Genomic DNA, 15,047 nt, shown 5'->3' with positions numbered 1-15,047 from the left:
CCGAGTCCCGAGTCCCGAGTCCCGAGTCCCGAGTCCCGAGTCCCGAGTCCCGAGTCCCGAGTCCCGAGTCCCGAGCCACGGCTCAGAACGTCAACGTCGCCACCACGCCTCGCGCCTCGCCCGGCTTCACCCGCACGTCCCAGCCGTACAGGGCGCACAGGCGGCGCACGATCGACAGGCCGATGCCGCCGCCTTGGGAATGGCCGGCGTGGGTGCCGCGGTAGCCGCGCTCGAACAGCTTGGCCGCATCTTCGGCGCTGAGGCCGGGGCCGGAGTCGATCACTTCGACCGAGTCGGGGTGCAGGCGCACCACCACCTCGCCCTCGGTGGTGTACTTGACCGCGTTGCCGATCAGATTGCCCAGCGCCACCGCCACCGCCGCCTCGGGCGCGTCGACCACCAGCCCGCGCTCGCCCTCGATCCGCAGCGCCAGCGGCTTGCCGCCGAGCTGGGCGCGGTGGGCGTCGAGCAGTTGCTCGGACAGCTTGGCGATGTCGGTCGAGCCGTGCCCGCGCTCGTTGCGCGACAGCAGCAACAGGGCGCTGATCAGGTCGGTGCACTGCTGCTCGGCGCGCTGGATACGCAATAGTCGGTTGCGAGTCTTGTCCTCCAGGTCCGGCCGCGACAGCAGCAGTTCGACCGCGCCCTTGATCACCGCCAGCGGGGTGCGCAGCTCGTGGCTGACGTCGGCGTTGAACTCGCGGTCGCGCTGGACCACGTTGGTCAGGCGCTCGGCGTAGTCGTCCAGCGCCTCGGCCAATTGGCCGACCTCGTCGTCGGGAAAGTGCGCGGCCAGGGCTTCGGACTGGGCGCTGCGGCCGGAACGCTTGAGCCGGTTGGCCAGTTCCGACACCGGGCTCATGACCCGCGAGGCCGCCCACCAGCCGACCAGCAAAGAGAACAGGGTGAACACCAGCACCGACAGGTACAGGGCACGGTTGAACTGGGCCTCGCCCTTGCTGGCCTGGGTCATGTCGTAGGCGAGGAAGAACCACTCGGTCGGCGTCTTGCGCACCCCGAGCTTGTACGAGAACGGGCTGCCGTCCGGGTCCTTGCCCTGGATGTTGTGGATGCCGTCGGGCAGCGCGTACCAGTCGGGCTGCTCGACCCGCAGTTGTTCGAAGCGGTCGCTCTTCACCACCCGCGCGCGGGTCTGCTGGAACGGCACCTGCGGGTTGGAATCCGGCGCCAGGTAGAACTGGCGCGCGTACTCGTCGATGTTGCGGTTCATCACGTCCTCGACCAGCTGGTTCTCGACCCGGGTGCGGGTCCAGTTGGTCGCGAACGCGAACATCGTGGTCAGGCCGAAGCCCAACAGCACGAACGACAGGATGATGCGGCTGCGCAGGCGCCGCCGGAAGCGCTTCTTCTTTCTCAGCCGCGCGCTAGCGGCGGGTTCGCCTGAGGCCACGCGTCAACCGTTGTCCGGAGCGGCGATGCGGTAGCCGATGCCATGGCGGGTCTGGATCAGCGGCGTGTCGAAGGGCTTGTCGACCACCGCGCGCAGGCCGTGGATGTGCACGCGCAGGCTGTCGGAGTCGGGCAGTTCCTCGCCCCAGACCCGGGTTTCCAGTTCCTGGCGGGTGACCACCGCCGGCGAGGCCTCCATCAGCGCCTGCAGGATCTTCAGCGCGGTCGGGTTGAGCTGCAGCAGCTTGCCCTGGCGCCGCACTTCCAGCGTGTCCAGGTTGTATTCCAGGTCGGCGGCGTTGAGCACCCGGGTCTGCACGCCGCGGCCGCGGCGCGACAACGCGTTGAGGCGGACTTCCACTTCCTGCAGCGCGAACGGCTTGATCAGGTAATCGTCGGCGCCGGAATCGAAACCGGCCAGCTTGTTGTCGAGGCTGTCGCGCGCGGTCAGCATCAGCACCGGGGTCTGCTTGCGCGCTTCGTTGCGCAGCTTGCGGCAGACCTCCAGGCCGTCGATCCCGGGCAGGTTCAGATCGAGGACGATGGCGTCGAAATCGTGCACCACCGCCAGGTGCAGGCCGGTGATGCCGTCGGCGGCGAAATCCACGGTATGTCCGCGGTCTTCGAGAAAGTCGCCGAGGTTGGCGGCGATGTCCTGGTTGTCTTCGATCACAAGTATGCGCATGGGCTCGTCCCAGTGGGTTGGCGTTCGACCGCGGCCGCACGCCCGGGTTCCGTAGGCGTCGCGCGCGAGGCCGCGACGGCAAGCGAAGGATGATGCCAGAGCGTTTGTAAAATGAACGGGAAACGCCTCGCCCCCATCCCCGGAAGTCGCCCCGGAGTTCATCCCCAATCCCGAATGCTCGATCCCGGCCGCAAAAAACAAAGGCCCAGACGCGGGGCCACCGCGCCTGGGCCAAAAGGGTATTGCCCCGATTACCGTAACCTGCTTCGACCAGATACGTCTGACGAGGAGCGTGATTTGGTGGAGCTGCAGTGCTTCGGTCCGGGTAACGCTACGCGGATTTCGATTAAACGGTCGTTAAAGATCGCGTTAAAAGCAAGTTAAATGCAACTTGAAATTGGCCGAGGCCCGGCCTAGCCCTTCCGCGCCGGGGCGCTGCCGTTCGGCGGAGCGCCGACAGATGACCTGCCAGGCTTGCCATTGACGAGGATCGGGCAAGGTCCCGGCCCGGCCGGGGCCCTGTTCAGCGTCGCACCGCAGCGCGGCGTGGGGCCTTTTCGCGCAGCCGGCCGGCCACGTACTGGACGATTTCCCCGGCCACGTCGACCCCGCTGGCCTCCTCGATGCCCTCCAGGCCCGGCGAGGAATTGACCTCCAGCACCAGCGGGCCGCGGACCGAGCGGATCAGGTCCACGCCGGCCACCCCCAGTCCCAGCACCCGCGCGGCGCGGATCGCCACCTCTTGCTCGGCGGCGCTGGCGCGCACGCCCTTGGCGCTGCCGCCGCGGTGCAGGTTGGAGCGGAAATCGCCCTTCGGCGCCTGTCGCTTCATCGCCGCCACCACCTTGCCGCCGACCACGAAGCAACGCAGGTCCGCGCCCTTGGCCTCGGCGACGAACTCCTGCACCAGGAAGTTCGCGTACAGCCCGCGCAGGGCCTCGATCACGCCCTTGGACGCCGACAGCTTCTCGGTCAGCATCACCCCGGCGCCCTGGGTGCCCTCGTTGAGCTTGATCACGTGCGGCGGCGGGCCGAGCATCGACAGCAGGTCGGCGGTGTCGTCGGGGTTGTCGCCGAACACCGTCGCCGGCAGGCCGATGCCCTCGGCGGCCAGCAACTGGTGGCTGCGCAGCTTGTCGCGCGCGCGCAGGATCGCGTCGGAGCTGTTCGGGCTGTAGGTCTCCATCAGCTCGAACTGGCGCAGCACCGCCGAACCGTAGCGGGTGATCGAGGCGCCGATGCGCGGGATCACCGCGTGGTAGCCGGCGATCTCGCGGCCCTTGTAGTGCATCTGGAACCCGTCCGAGGCGATGCGCATGTAACAGCGCAGGGGGTCGAGCACGCGCACGCTGTGGCCGTGCTCGCGCGCGGCCTCGACCAGACGGCGGGTCGAATAGAGCTTGGTGTTGCGCGACAGGATCGCAAGCTTCATCGGGGGGATTCGCGGAGAGAGGGTGGGAACGCGCGCTCAGACGCTGGACGCGCGGCGGCGCAGCCGCCCGTGCAGGAACGAGCGCGCCGGGTCGACCGTGAACGCGCCGGTGACCGCGGTGCGGCCGAGCAGGATCGGGAAGCGCATGCCGCGACGATCCGCCAGGTTTATTTCAATTTCGCGTTCGGTGCCGGCCAGGCTCAGCACAGTACGAATGAACAGGCGCCGAGTGCGATGACCGCCGGAGTCGGTGACCCAGCGCTCGTCGAACACCGGTGCGGCGGCCTCGACCAGGGCGCTGCCGCGGCGCGGGCGCAGGCGGAACCCGACCCAGGGCGCGCCGGCCTCGACATAGCTCCAGTGCGACTCCACGTGCAGCGCCGAGCTGCGCGCGCCGGTGTCGATCTTGGCCCGCATCGCGGCGATGCCCAGGCCCGGCAAAGCGGCCAGCTCGCGCCAGCCGAGGACGATCATCGATGACATCGAACCTCCGCTGCAGGGCGAGCGCGACCGAATGGGAACCTTCGGACGATGGCGCTTGGACCGCGGACGGCCGGCGTCGTTCCATCGCGCCGCAAGGCGACAAAAAAAGCGACCTCATGGTCGCCCTCTGGGAGTACGTTCCGTCGCGACCGGCGCCGCCGCCAGGGCGGCCGCGCCACGTCCCGGAACGGACCGGGCGCGCAGTCTAGCGTGCGTCCCGCGTCAGGTCGATGTGCGCCGCATCGCCGCCTCGACCGCCTCCCGGCACGACAGTGCTCGCCCCGGCATTAGCAAGGCGTGAGGCCGCAGGTCCCGGTAGCGGGCGAACCGGCTGAAGCGTTCGACGGCCGTCCGCCTGTCCGGCCGTCGTCCCGACACCGAGGGACGGAGGGGGTCAAAACGGACGATGGCCATCGGTCGCTCGGCCGCTGCGGCCGGCTTGACGCGCTGCGTCCCTTGCGCGGCGCGCTTCACCTGCGGCTACGGTGCGGCTTTGTATCACTGCTCGGGACACGAACCCCGAGGACCGCCGCCGGAACGCATCGATGGCCAAACCACGAACCACGATCGGACGCACGCTGCCGCGTGCCTTCTACCGCCGCGACCCGCGCATCGTCGCGCCGGAACTGCTGAACAAGCTGCTGGTGCGCGAGGACGGACGCGCCGGCCGTATCGTCGAAGTCGAAGCCTACTGCGGCGCCGACGACCCGGCCGCGCACACCTACGGCGGCCCGACCCGGCGCAACGCGACCATGTTCGGCGACGGCGGCCACCTGTACGTCTACTTCACCTACGGCATGCACTGGTGCGCGAACACGGTCTGCGGAAGCGCCGGCGAAGGCGTCGGTGTGCTGCTGCGCGCGCTCGAACCGGTCCGGGGCCTGGACGCGATGCGCGAGGCGCGCGGCCATCCGGCGCGCGACCGCGACCTGGCCAGCGGTCCGGCGCGCTTGGCCCAGGCCATGGGCATTACCGGCGCGCTCGACGGCGCCGACCTGGTCCGCGGCGACCGCGGCATCCGCTTGATCGACGACGGCACCCCGCCGCCGGCCACGCCCGCCGCCGGTCCGCGGATCGGCATCAGCAAGGCCGTCGACCGGCCGTGGCGCTGGCACCTGGCCGGACACGCGCACGTGTCCAAGGGACCGGGCCGGCGCGGCGAGCGCGGCTGAGCCCAACCGATCGCGCGGCCGCGGCCCGCCGGCGCCGCCGGCTCGGCCCGCCCGCGCCCGCGCCTGGCCTGCGCCGGCGACAAACACCGTTGGGGTCCGATACGGGTGCATGGACGGACGGTGGATGGCTACGGGCGATCGGGTGTCGGGCACCTTGGTGCGCTGGAACGACGAGCGCGGCTTCGGCTTCCTCGCGCCGGACGACGGCGGGCCGCAGGTGTTCCTGCACATCTCCGCCCTCGCCGCCGACAGTCCGCGGCCCCTGCTCAACGAACGCTTCAGCTTCGACACGGTCGTCGACCGGCAAGGCAAGCTCAGCGCAGCGCAGGTGCGCAGGCCCCACGAATCGGCCCGCGCGACCGCCAGACCGCATAGGCGCCGCTCGCGCGCGCGCTCGGAAGGCTTTCCCTGGAGCGGCGCCCTGCTCGTGCTGATCGCGATCGGCGGCGCCGGCTGGTACGCGCGCGACCGCCTCGCCAAGCCTTCGTTCGCGCATGCGCCGCCGACGATCGGATCGCCGCCGGCCCGCACCGGCTACGCCTGCGACGGCCGCACCCGCTGCAGCCAGATGCGATCCTGCGCCGAAGCCCGCTACTTCCTCGCCCATTGCCCGAACGTCCAGATGGACGGCAACGGCGATGGCGATCCGTGCGAGCGGCAATGGTGCAACTAGCTCAACGGACCGAGCGCATGCGCTACGCGGCGCGCGTCGTCGCACCGCGGCGAGAGCGGCCGTGACAACGATCGCGGAACGGACTTGTGCCGATCCATCAACAGAATTCGAAACGCCAGCATCGTTCAAAAAACCGAACAAGCATTACTCGTATAGTCCGGCCGGCACTGCGTCACGCAAATTCCGGACGCCCGCGCGACGACCGCAAGACTCCTTCATGAGGGCAGGAAGCACTGTCATGGGCATCGGGCAAGGCCAGCAACACTACGCCGACTTCATCGGCGGCTTGGACACCGCGACGCGCACCCAGGACGAGGTGCTGTCTCGTCTCATCGCGCGCGGACGCGACACCGCCTTCGGCCGCGAACACGGCTTCGACCGCATCGACAGCCTGGCCGACTTCCAGCGCCGGGTGCCGTTGCGCGACTACGAACAACTGCGTCCCTATGTCGACCGGATCGTCGCCGGCGAGCGCGACGTGCTGTTCGCCGGCGAGGTGTTCCGCTTCATCTCCAGCAGCGGCAGCACCGCCGGCAAGGCCAAAGTGCTGCCCCTGCCGCGCGCCTACTTCGCCGAGGCCTTCAATCCGTTCTACCTGACCTATCTGGAAGGCGCGATGCGCGCCCATCCGGGGTTCGCGGCCAGCCGCGACCGCACGGTCAACTTCAAGTGGGACCCGCTGCGCGACACCGCGGTGCTGGCCAGCGGCGCGCCGCACGTCGGCCTGAGCCAGGTCAACCTGGCCAACGAATTCGGCAGCGCGGCCTTGCTGGAACCGGGCACGCAAGGCCCCTGGGCCAGGGTGCCGGCGGACATCCCGGCCGACCTGGATCGCCTCTACTTCCGCCTGCGGATGGCCGCGGGCCACGACATCCGCCAATTCATCGGCATCAACCCGGCGATCCTGGCGGCGATACCGCAGTTGCTCGACGCCAATGCCGAGCGCCTGTTCGCCGACCTCGCCGACGGCAGCTTCGCCGGCCGCGCGGTCGCCGAGCCCGATCCCGCGCTGGCCGAGCGGCTGGCGGCGCGGCGCGCCGCGCGCGGCCGCCTGCTGCCGGCCGACGTGTGGCCGCAGGTCGAGCGCCTGCTGTGCTGGGACGAAGGCATCGCCGGGATCTACCTGCAACAAGTGGTCGCCGACTACGGCGCCGACGTCGCCGTGCTTCCGGCGCCGCTGGCCGCCTCCGAAGTGCCGCTGGCCATGCACCTGCTGGCCGACGGCCTGCGCGGAGTGATGGCCTACAACGCCGCGTTCTTCGAGTTCCTCGACGTCCAGGCCGGCGACTCGCAGACGCCGTTGCGGCTGCACGAGCTGCGCGCAGGCGGCAGCTATGCGGTGGTGGCGACCCAGGCCGCGGGCTTCTGCCGCTACGTGCTCGGCGACCTGCTGGAAGTGACCGGACGCGCCGGCAGCGTGCCCACGGTGGCCTATGCCGGGCGCTTGACCCAGTCCGCGACGGTGCCCGAGTCGGCCCTGCTGCGCTTCATGCGCCGCTACAACGACGAGTACGACCTGCGCTTGCGCAACTTCACCTTCGTGCCGGCGGCGCAGGGCGTGCTCGACCTGCTGGTGGCCTGCAACGATGCCCAGCCGGTCGATATCCGCGAGCAAACATTGCGCCAGGCCTATGCCGCGGACGCGGCGATGGCCGGCACCCGTCTGGGCGAGGTACGGCAAGTGCCGCCGGCTTACTTCACCCAGCAATGGTGCGACCGCGTCGCCGCCGGCCTGCGTCCGCCGCAGGTCAAGGACCGCATCGTGAGCCCTTCGCGATGATCGGCTTCGTCCTCGCCATCCTCGGCTGCTTCCTGCTCGGCGACCTGGTGCGCCGCTTCGGCGCGCCGGCCGAGGTCTCGCGCAAGTCGGTGCACGTCAGCAGCTGCCTGGTCGTCGCGGCTTTCCCGCTGTTCGGCATCGGCTACCGCGAGCTGTTCTGGATCGCCGCCGGCAGTTTCGCCGCGATCGCCCTGTTGCGCGGCACCGTGCTGCTGCGCTCGATCATGGGCGTGGAACGCAAGTCCTACGGCGACCTGCTGCTGCCGCTGTCGCTGATGGTGGCGACCTCGATCGGCCTGTCCTACCCCGCCTTCGTCGCCGCCTACCTGGTGCTGGGCATTTCCGACGCCCTGGCCGGGGTGGTCGGCGAGGCCTACGGCCGCCGCCGCTACACCTTGTTCGGCCACGCCAAATCGTACGCCGGCAGCGCGGCGTTCTTCCTGTCGGGGCTGGCCATCCTGGTGCCGGCCGGCGTGTGGATGGGCCTGCCGGCCACCGCCGCCGTGCTGGTCGCCGTGGCGCTGGGCGCCGCGCTGACCCTGATCGAGGCGTTTTCGCACCAGGGCACCGACAACCTGTTGCTGCCGCTGATCGCGGCGATTTCCCTGCAGACGCTGTTGTCCCCGCCGCTCCAGGACGCGGCGATGCGCGCGAGTACATGATGGCCAAGATTCTGGTGGTGATCGGCCCTTCCGGGGTCGGAAAGAGCACCCTGTTCGGACCGCTGCGCCGGGAGGGGCTGGTCCAGTTGGTGCCGACCTGGACCACGCGCAAGCCGCGCCATTACGAAGACCCGGCCAACGCCGACCATGTCTTCGTCGACGACGAGGAGTTCAGCGCGCGCGAACGGGACGGTTTCTTCCTCGAGACCGCGCAGCTGTTCGGCCTGCAGGCGCGCTACGGCCTGCCGCGCCAGGCCCTGCACAGCGACGGCGGCCGCATCCGCGTGCTGATGATGCGGGCGATGCTGGTGCAGCGCCTGTCGCGCTATTTTCCGACCCATGTGGTCTACCAGGTCGAAGCGCCGCGCGCGCGGGTCGAGGCGCACCTGCGCACGCGCCTGGAGCGCGACGGCGACATCGGCTCGCGCCTGGCCGGCTTCGAGGACGAACTGCGGATGGGCCGGCCGCTGGCGCAACGCATCGTCGACAACAGCCAGACCCCGGCGCTGGCCCAGGCGCAGTTGCGCGCCTGGTTGCGCGAGGACTTCGCCGAGAGCGGCATGACCGCATGAGCACGCTGTACGCGCCGGTCGGCATCACCCCCACCAAGCCGCTCACGCCCTCGCATCTCAAGGGCGCGCTGCTGTTGGACTTCATGCGCCGCTTCGAAGGCTTGTTCACCCCCGGCGCGATCTGGCACAACCGCCGTCCCTGGGACATCTCGCTGCAGACCATCCGCTTCTGGGACTACCTCGACCGCGAACAGGCCGGCACCGACTTCGAAGCGATGAGCGAGGGCGAGATCGGCGCCCTGTACGTGGAATGCCACCGCAGCGGCCCGCTGCCGTCGGCCGAACGCATCGCCGCCTACGCGCGCCGGATCGAGAACGAAGGCTACGTGCACCCGGCCTCGCGCCGGATCCTGGCGCTATGGGGCCGGGTCTTCGTCACCCTCGGGCTGGCCCCCGACGCCCTGTTCCACTCGGTGCCCTTCGGCCTCGACCAGGACGCCGTGCTGGCGCGGCTGCAGGCCCGGGACCTGCTGCTGGACCAGCGCCGCTTCGGCGGCGGCGTCTACCTCGACCTCACCGAGCAGGGCCGGCCGCTGCGGGTGCTGATCTCCGAACAAGGCCTGCCCAACTATCTGCTGGCGATCCTGCGCGACCTGCTCGACCGCGCGCCGCAGCACGACCGTGTCTGCCTGTACCACGACGCCAACATCGAGCGCGACTACGAAACCCTGCTGCGGGTGCTGCAGCGCTTCGGCCTGACCTGCCGCCGGGTCGGCTTCAGCCGGGTGCCGGTCGAAGGCCTGGTGCTCAGCGCCAAGCAAGGCGGCTGGGAGCAATACACCGGCGCGCGCCTGCTCGAACGCGTCGCCGGCGGCGCCAGCGATGCCGAAATCCGCCTCGGCTTCCGGCTCTACTTCCTGCATGCGCTGGGCCTGCGCGAACCGGCCAGCTATTCCGACGCCGGCCTGGGCCAAAGCCTGGAGCGCGCGCGCCGCCTGCTCGCCGCCCACCAGCCGGCGCCGCTCACCGCTGCCGACCGGGTCGCGCTGGCGAACCTGATCAAGCGCGACGGCAGCGCCAACGTCTACGGCGCGCTGTCGGTGCTGGAACAGAAGAAAGCCGGCCCCGGCCTGCGCCACGCGGTGATGCGATGCCTGCTGTGACGACCCCGAGCGCGACCATGCCGAACGACCTCGATCCTCTGCACCAAACCCTGATGCAGCGGCGGCTGGACGCGGTCGCCCGCGCCGGCGAACGCGCCGCCGCCCGCCGCACTTTGTTCGTGGTCGTGCGCGAACCCGACCTTCCCGCGCTGGCGCGCGGTCTCGCCCGCGTCATCGCCGACATGCCCAGCGACGACCGCCAGGCCTGGCTGGCCAACTTCACCAAGGTCCGCCTGTTCGCCGGACACCCCGGCCGCACCGCCGTCGCCGCGCTGCTGAGCCACATCCAAGCCGATACCCTCGGCTACGCCCTGATCGACGCCGAAGCCCGCCATCCGCGCCTGGCCGATCTGCTGGTGCCGTTGAAGACCCGCACCGGCCCGGATCCGGATAGCGAGATCGAACTGGTCTGGGACGAGGGCGAGGGCCGCTGGGAACTGGAGATCGACGTCGGCGGACTGGATTGGCCGCGCTACCTGGTGCATGTGCTGCACCTGCTGGCCGAGGCGGCGATCGTCGACCCCGGTTTCGGCGGGCGGATCAGGCTAAAGCATCGCAGCGCGGCGCCGGTTTGCACCGAGGACGCGGTGCAGTTGCGGTTGGACCTGGATGAGTCGCCGCCGGGGTGTCGGGCGGTGCTGCGGCCCGAAACCCAGTCCATCCGGAGCCATCGCCCCGCCCGCCATACGACGGGTTGAAGCGCATCGGATGGCCAGCCTCAACCCCCGTCGGGTTGCCGGTCCGGGGACGCGGGCTCGACCACCGGCAGGGTGACGGCCTCGACCTGCTCCGGCGTCAAAGAGTTCGGCCCGGCCCCCGTCTCCAAGATGTGCTTGTTCAAGGCGTACAGTTCCTGCACCGGCGTGCCAGTGAGGCAATGGATGCGGTTCTGGCTAATCCGGAAGTGCTCGGCGGGGTAGTCGGACGGGTTCGGCGGCACCCATTCGATGTAGGTCGCGTCGCCAGCGAACACGCCCGGCACCGCCCGGGCGCGGTCCTTGCGCCGCCGTGCTTCCATCTCGGAGACCGGCGCGCAACCGGCCCAGCCGCCACCGCGCGCGGCGAACACCGGGTAGTGGGCGAGCTCCGACAGGCGATCGCCGTCGCGGCGCAGGAACAGCAAGGCGTGGCTGAAACCCAGCAGGTGCGGCTCCCCGAGATGCTGGTAAAACTCGAACTCCACCATCGCCCCCTCTTGGCGGCCGTGCAGCCGCTGCAGAACGCGGTAGCGCGCTCGATAGCCGCCACCCAGCGAGTCCGGGTCGTGGATATCGTCCAGCGCGACCCGTTCGCCGACCACGACCACGAGATCGGCCTGCGGATCCGGCGCCGCCGCACCAGGAGGCTCGGGCGAAGCGGTTGCTGGCGTGGGCGGGGTTGCGGCCTGGCGCGTGCAAGCGATCACCGTCGTCAACGCGAACAACAGCAGCGGAACGGTGCGGCGGGTGGCTCGGAGCATCGCGAGTTCCTTTCCTTGGATGCCCCATCCTCTCCTTGGCGCGGGGCCCATGCAAGCGCGTTGCGCCACCATATGCACTGCGTCGCCGGCATGAAAGGGCAGACGCCGGAGGTTCAGATGACTTTGCTGACGAATGCCCGCCCTTCCTGCTTCCGCCGCGATTGGCGAGCGTCTGCGCAAGACTCGGCTCGCCAAGAGGGACGCCTACGGCTGCCGGCCGCAGCCCATGCACTTTCGTCGACCGCCTCGGGAACCGACCCGAGTCTTGTCAACTGCACGGGCCGGCGACCGGCTCGTCATGCCGCGATGCGGTCGGGACCGTGTCAAATGACCTTGTTTCCGGTGCCCTGGTCGTCCAGTTGCGGCTCGTTGTCGGTATTGACCGAGTTGTCCTGGCCCTTGAACGTCACTTGCCGGTAACTGCGCCCCAACAGCGTGTTGCGATCGCCGGCGACGGTCGCGTGCCCCACTTCGGTCATGTTGAAGGTGTTGTCCGAGCCGACGGTTTCCAGCGTCTCGACCTTTTCGTTGAGCACGGTGACCTGGGTGCCTTCGACGCGGATCGATCGGGCGTGGTCGACGTTGACCGATCCGTTCGAGCCGGTGATGACGACCGCGCCGCATTGGCCGTTGAGCACGGTCTGGAAGTCGTTCTTGGTGATCCGCACGTTCGCCCCTTGGCCGCAGCTGGCGCCGCTGGCGGGATCGACGAGTTCGTTGGACATCGCCGCGCCGACGGCCCCGCCCGCACCGTCGCTGCAAGCGGCCGCCGCGAGGCACAAGGCGGAAGCGGCGAGCAGGCGCGTGTAGCGCCACGAGTGGTCGGTGCGTGAGTTGCCGCGCGGGTGGATTCGAGCCTTCATCGAAGCGTCCTTGTTTGGATTAGGTTGGGTCAGTGGCCGGCCGACTTCGCCGGACTGCTTGATATCGCCATTGATCGAGGGCTCCGAACCGGCGGGGCCGGCCTGCAGGAGCGGCGCCGGTTATACCATCGGTCGCGTCCAGGCCCAGTCAGCCGCTGGCGCCGCCTCAACCCGCATGCACCCGACGATGGCGGCACTTGAGCACGACCTTAGGGCCGCCCGGCCATGGCGCCAAGCAAATTCCCCTGCCCCCTTTTCAGGGGCGGAGAAGCACCCCCATCGCAGTGGATCGCTCCCAGGCAAGCCGAAGCGGCGCTAGCCGCAACGCAGGCTGGGCAATGACGGCGCGAGCCAGGAGTGGACTCGGCACGAAACAGCGCCTGCGGCGATACCTCGCGGGAGGCAGCGCGGTCTGGGTTTGGGATTCGCAGAAGTCTTTGCGAGTCGGCGCGTACGCGCGGCAAAGGCCCGGAAGGGCGGAGACTGGGAGATGGAGCGGGTGATGGGAATCGAACCCACGCTAGCAGCTTGGGAAGCTGCAGTTCTACCATTGAACTACACCCGCTTACCGGGCAAGTCTAAGCCGCGGCCGCGGCGCTGGCAATGCGCGGCCCGGGCGGGCGGCGAACAACCGGCAAGCCAAGAAAAAACCGGGCCTTGCGGCCCGGTTTTTCGTTTGCGGCCTTATTCGACGACGGCGTCGATCAGAAGCCGCTGCCGATCTGGGCGAACACCGTGGTGTTGTTGCCGGCGCCCTGGCCGATGGTGGCGCTGGCGCCGAGGTTGGTGTCCAGGCCGAACAGCTTGGTGCGCACGCCGAACAGCAGGGTGCCGTAGTTCTGGTCGAAGTGGCGGCCCTTGACCGCGTAGTCGCCCAGGCCCTGCACGCTCTGCAGGCGCGCGAACGCCTGGTCCGGGGCGTCCTCGAACTCGCGGTCCAAGGTCAGGCGCGCGTAAGGACGGAAGCTTTCGCTGTGGGTGTAGTGGACCTGGTAGCCGACGCTGCCGATCAGCGAGTCGAACTCCTGCTTCGGGTAGGCCAGCGAGGTGGCCAGGGTCGGGTCGCTTTCGGCGAAGCCGTCGACTTCGATGGTCTGCGAGACCAGGCCCAGCACCGGGCCGTGGCGCAGCGCGTCGTGGCCGAACTCCCAGCCGCCGTTGACCGCGACGGTGACGTTGTCGCCGTCGGCCGAGCCGTGGTGGACGCGGGAGACCGGGCCGAGGTTGGCGTTGCGGTCGATGTCGTAATCGAGCTTGGTGTAGCTGACCTGGCCGTTGACCCAGGCGCGCTCGCCGTACCAGCCGGCGAAGCCGCCGATGCTGGCTTCCTTCTGCTCGAACTCGCCGTGGCGCAGGCCGAAGTCCTGCTTCTGCTGGCCGTAGCCGGCGAAGGCGCCGAACACCAGGTTGCCGCGGTGCCAGTCGACGCCGCCGGTCAGCGCCGGGCCGGCGCCGTCGTACAGGTCGCCGTGGCCGTAGCGCTGGAAGTCGCCGCGCAGGCTGGCCCACCAGCGCATGCCCTCGCCGTCCGGGCGCTCGCCGATGTGGGTGGTGACCTGGTCGGCGCGGGCGCGGCCGGTGGCGGCGGCCGAGTTCGGCAGCACGGCGATGAAGCGCGGCGCTTCCAGCACGCCCAGGGCGTAGTCGGCGAGGATCTTGTGCGCCTTGCCCGAGGGGTGCACGCCGTCGGCGAAGGCGTAGGTTTCCGGCGCGTCCGGGGTGGCGTAGTTGACCGGGCTGCAGGTCACCGACGAGGCGGTGATCTGCGGGTTGCAGGCGGTGCCGGTGACGTTGGTGATGCCGTACGGAGCCGGGTTGGCGACGATTTCGCGCAGCAGGCTGAAGGTGTTGAGCGGGATCACCCGCAGGCCGGACGCGGCCAGGCCGCTGTACAGGGCGTTGTTGTAGCTGGTCGCCAGCTGGGTGCCGGTGGCCTGGGCGGCCGCGCCGCCGGCGCGGAACTGCGGGGTCGAGCCCAGGTCGGGCACGGTCGGCACCAGGATGTATTCGGCGCCGGCGTTGCGCAGCGAGGCGACCACGCCGATCTGGGCGGTGACGGCATTGGCGATGGTGGTCTGCGCCGGGGCGCCGGCAACCACCGCGAACAGGTCGTTGGCGCCGCCCCACACGCTGTACAGCGCGTTCGGGTCGGCACGGCCGCCGGTGCTGGCCAGGTAGTTCGCGGTCTGGGTGGCCAGCGACGGAATGGTGCCCAGCGCGCCGGTGGTGTTGGTGCCGGTGCGGGCGCCGCCGACGGCGTAGTTGTCGCCGCCCTGGTTGGCGCTGGCGGCGTTGCCGCCGTAGTACTCGCCCAGGTATTCCGACCAGACCAGGCCCGGGTTGGTGGTGAAGCGGCCGAGCAAGGCGCCGTTCGGGCCGACCGCCTGGACCAGGCGCGGACGGAACCAGCCCGAGTCGGTCAGGCTGTCGCCGATGAAGACGGTCTTGGAGTAGTCCTGGGCCAGGGCCGGGACGGTCGCCAGCAGCAGTGCGGCGGCCAGCGCGGTACGAACGGGTTTCATCATGAACTTCCCTGCGGTGATGTGACGGGTGGTGGTGGCGACGGGCCCGGCCCGCGAACGGGCCGGCCCGGGCCGGAAGGAGCTCCGCCCGGGCGACATACGCCGGCGGATGGCCGATCCAAACACGCGCGGACCGGCCAAGGCAAGGCGCAGCGCGGCAAAACGGCGCGGCGATTATCGCCGCTGCGGCGGCCGGCGACCGCGGCCGAAGGTCACGAACCGGGCATCGCG

The 15,047-nt window shown here is 70.0% G+C and carries 14 protein-coding genes and 1 tRNA gene; 7 read left to right on the top strand and 8 right to left on the bottom strand.

The genetic code is table 11. The features are described 5' to 3' along the window. Positions 1-82: 82 nt before the first annotated feature. The 4 genes from AC3A57_RS22455 to AC3A57_RS22440 all read right to left on the bottom strand — a co-directional run bounded on the left by AC3A57_RS22455 (position 83) and on the right by AC3A57_RS22440 (position 4,010). Positions 83-1,411: a sensor histidine kinase gene (locus tag AC3A57_RS22455; RefSeq protein WP_487580926.1), complete on the bottom strand. Its 1,329-nt coding sequence runs from the start codon at positions 1,409-1,411 to the stop codon at positions 83-85. A gap of 3 nt (positions 1,412-1,414) precedes the next feature. Next, positions 1,415-2,095 (bottom strand): response regulator transcription factor, encoded by a 681-nt coding sequence (locus tag AC3A57_RS22450; protein WP_221669668.1) that lies wholly within the window; start codon positions 2,093-2,095, stop codon positions 1,415-1,417. 523 nt (positions 2,096-2,618) lie between these two features. Further along, positions 2,619-3,527 carry a 30S ribosomal protein S6--L-glutamate ligase gene (rimK, locus tag AC3A57_RS22445; RefSeq protein WP_487580925.1) on the bottom strand — a complete coding sequence of 303 codons (909 nt, stop codon included), beginning with the start codon at positions 3,525-3,527 and terminating at the stop codon, positions 2,619-2,621. A gap of 36 nt (positions 3,528-3,563) precedes the next feature. Continuing rightward, entirely contained in the window at positions 3,564-4,010 is a 447-nt protein-coding gene (locus AC3A57_RS22440) for an ATP-dependent zinc protease family protein (RefSeq protein ID WP_487580924.1), read from the bottom strand. A gap of 545 nt (positions 4,011-4,555) precedes the next feature. Here AC3A57_RS22440 and AC3A57_RS22435 point away from each other — a divergent pair. From AC3A57_RS22435 to AC3A57_RS22405, 7 genes are all read left to right on the top strand, one after another. Beyond that, entirely contained in the window at positions 4,556-5,182 is a 627-nt protein-coding gene (locus AC3A57_RS22435) for a DNA-3-methyladenine glycosylase (RefSeq protein WP_487580923.1), read from the top strand. A gap of 124 nt (positions 5,183-5,306) precedes the next feature. Continuing rightward, positions 5,307-5,855, top strand: coding sequence for a cold shock domain-containing protein (locus AC3A57_RS22430; RefSeq protein ID WP_487580922.1), 549 nt, complete (start codon positions 5,307-5,309; stop codon positions 5,853-5,855). A gap of 238 nt (positions 5,856-6,093) precedes the next feature. Next, entirely contained in the window at positions 6,094-7,635 is a 1,542-nt protein-coding gene (locus AC3A57_RS22425) for a GH3 family acyl-acid amido synthetase (protein ID WP_487580921.1), read from the top strand. Beyond that, positions 7,632-8,297, top strand: a complete 666-nt coding sequence (locus tag AC3A57_RS22420; protein ID WP_487580920.1) for a hypothetical protein — start codon at positions 7,632-7,634, stop codon at positions 8,295-8,297. Before AC3A57_RS22425 ends, AC3A57_RS22420 begins: the two co-directional genes overlap by 4 nt. Beyond that, positions 8,294-8,869, top strand: coding sequence for a nucleoside/nucleotide kinase family protein (locus AC3A57_RS22415; RefSeq protein WP_487580919.1), 576 nt, complete (start codon positions 8,294-8,296; stop codon positions 8,867-8,869). Before AC3A57_RS22420 ends, AC3A57_RS22415 begins: the two co-directional genes overlap by 4 nt. Then, a complete protein-coding gene (locus tag AC3A57_RS22410; protein ID WP_487580918.1) occupies positions 8,866-9,972 on the top strand; it encodes a hypothetical protein in 1,107 nt (368 codons plus the stop codon). Before AC3A57_RS22415 ends, AC3A57_RS22410 begins: the two co-directional genes overlap by 4 nt. A gap of 17 nt (positions 9,973-9,989) precedes the next feature. Next, positions 9,990-10,670: a DUF6182 family protein gene (locus AC3A57_RS22405; RefSeq protein WP_487580917.1), complete on the top strand. Its 681-nt coding sequence runs from the start codon at positions 9,990-9,992 to the stop codon at positions 10,668-10,670. A gap of 20 nt (positions 10,671-10,690) precedes the next feature. Here AC3A57_RS22405 and AC3A57_RS22400 read toward each other — a convergent pair whose 3' ends face one another. The 4 genes from AC3A57_RS22400 to AC3A57_RS22385 all read right to left on the bottom strand — a co-directional run bounded on the left by AC3A57_RS22400 (position 10,691) and on the right by AC3A57_RS22385 (position 14,795). Further along, a complete protein-coding gene (locus tag AC3A57_RS22400; protein WP_487580916.1) occupies positions 10,691-11,431 on the bottom strand; it encodes a hypothetical protein in 741 nt (246 codons plus the stop codon). Between the two features lie 323 nt (positions 11,432-11,754). Beyond that, positions 11,755-12,294, bottom strand: a complete 540-nt coding sequence (locus tag AC3A57_RS22395; protein WP_487580915.1) for a DUF3060 domain-containing protein — start codon at positions 12,292-12,294, stop codon at positions 11,755-11,757. Between the two features lie 491 nt (positions 12,295-12,785). Further along, positions 12,786-12,859: transfer RNA gene (locus tag AC3A57_RS22390), tRNA-Gly, on the bottom strand. A gap of 139 nt (positions 12,860-12,998) precedes the next feature. Beyond that, on the bottom strand, positions 12,999-14,795 hold the full coding sequence (locus AC3A57_RS22385; RefSeq protein ID WP_487580927.1) for an autotransporter domain-containing protein: 1,797 nt from the start codon (positions 14,793-14,795) through the stop codon (positions 12,999-13,001). Between the last annotated feature and the right edge of the window lie 252 nt (positions 14,796-15,047).

The organism is Lysobacter sp. Soil_C_15 (genome assembly GCF_057657315.1).
This window is presented reverse-complemented; position numbering and strand designations above follow the sequence as displayed.

What these genes read in the sequence shown, in the direction of transcription:
- AC3A57_RS22405 (WP_487580917.1), top strand. Translation starts at nt 9,990, where the DNA reads ATGCCGAACGACCTCGATCCTCTGCACCAAACCCTGATGCAGCGGCGG.
- AC3A57_RS22430 (WP_487580922.1), top strand. Translation starts at nt 5,307, where the DNA reads ATGGCTACGGGCGATCGGGTGTCGGGCACCTTGGTGCGCTGGAACGAC.
- AC3A57_RS22410 (WP_487580918.1), top strand. Translation starts at nt 8,866, where the DNA reads ATGAGCACGCTGTACGCGCCGGTCGGCATCACCCCCACCAAGCCGCTC.
- AC3A57_RS22420 (WP_487580920.1), top strand. Translation starts at nt 7,632, where the DNA reads ATGATCGGCTTCGTCCTCGCCATCCTCGGCTGCTTCCTGCTCGGCGAC.
- AC3A57_RS22395 (WP_487580915.1), bottom strand. Translation starts at nt 12,294, where the DNA reads ATGAAGGCTCGAATCCACCCGCGCGGCAACTCACGCACCGACCACTCG.
- AC3A57_RS22435 (WP_487580923.1), top strand. Translation starts at nt 4,556, where the DNA reads ATGGCCAAACCACGAACCACGATCGGACGCACGCTGCCGCGTGCCTTC.
- AC3A57_RS22440 (WP_487580924.1), bottom strand. Translation starts at nt 4,010, where the DNA reads ATGTCATCGATGATCGTCCTCGGCTGGCGCGAGCTGGCCGCTTTGCCG.
- AC3A57_RS22415 (WP_487580919.1), top strand. Translation starts at nt 8,294, where the DNA reads ATGATGGCCAAGATTCTGGTGGTGATCGGCCCTTCCGGGGTCGGAAAG.
- rimK (WP_487580925.1), bottom strand. Translation starts at nt 3,527, where the DNA reads ATGAAGCTTGCGATCCTGTCGCGCAACACCAAGCTCTATTCGACCCGC.
- AC3A57_RS22400 (WP_487580916.1), bottom strand. Translation starts at nt 11,431, where the DNA reads ATGCTCCGAGCCACCCGCCGCACCGTTCCGCTGCTGTTGTTCGCGTTG.
- AC3A57_RS22450 (WP_221669668.1), bottom strand. Translation starts at nt 2,095, where the DNA reads ATGCGCATACTTGTGATCGAAGACAACCAGGACATCGCCGCCAACCTC.
- AC3A57_RS22425 (WP_487580921.1), top strand. Translation starts at nt 6,094, where the DNA reads ATGGGCATCGGGCAAGGCCAGCAACACTACGCCGACTTCATCGGCGGC.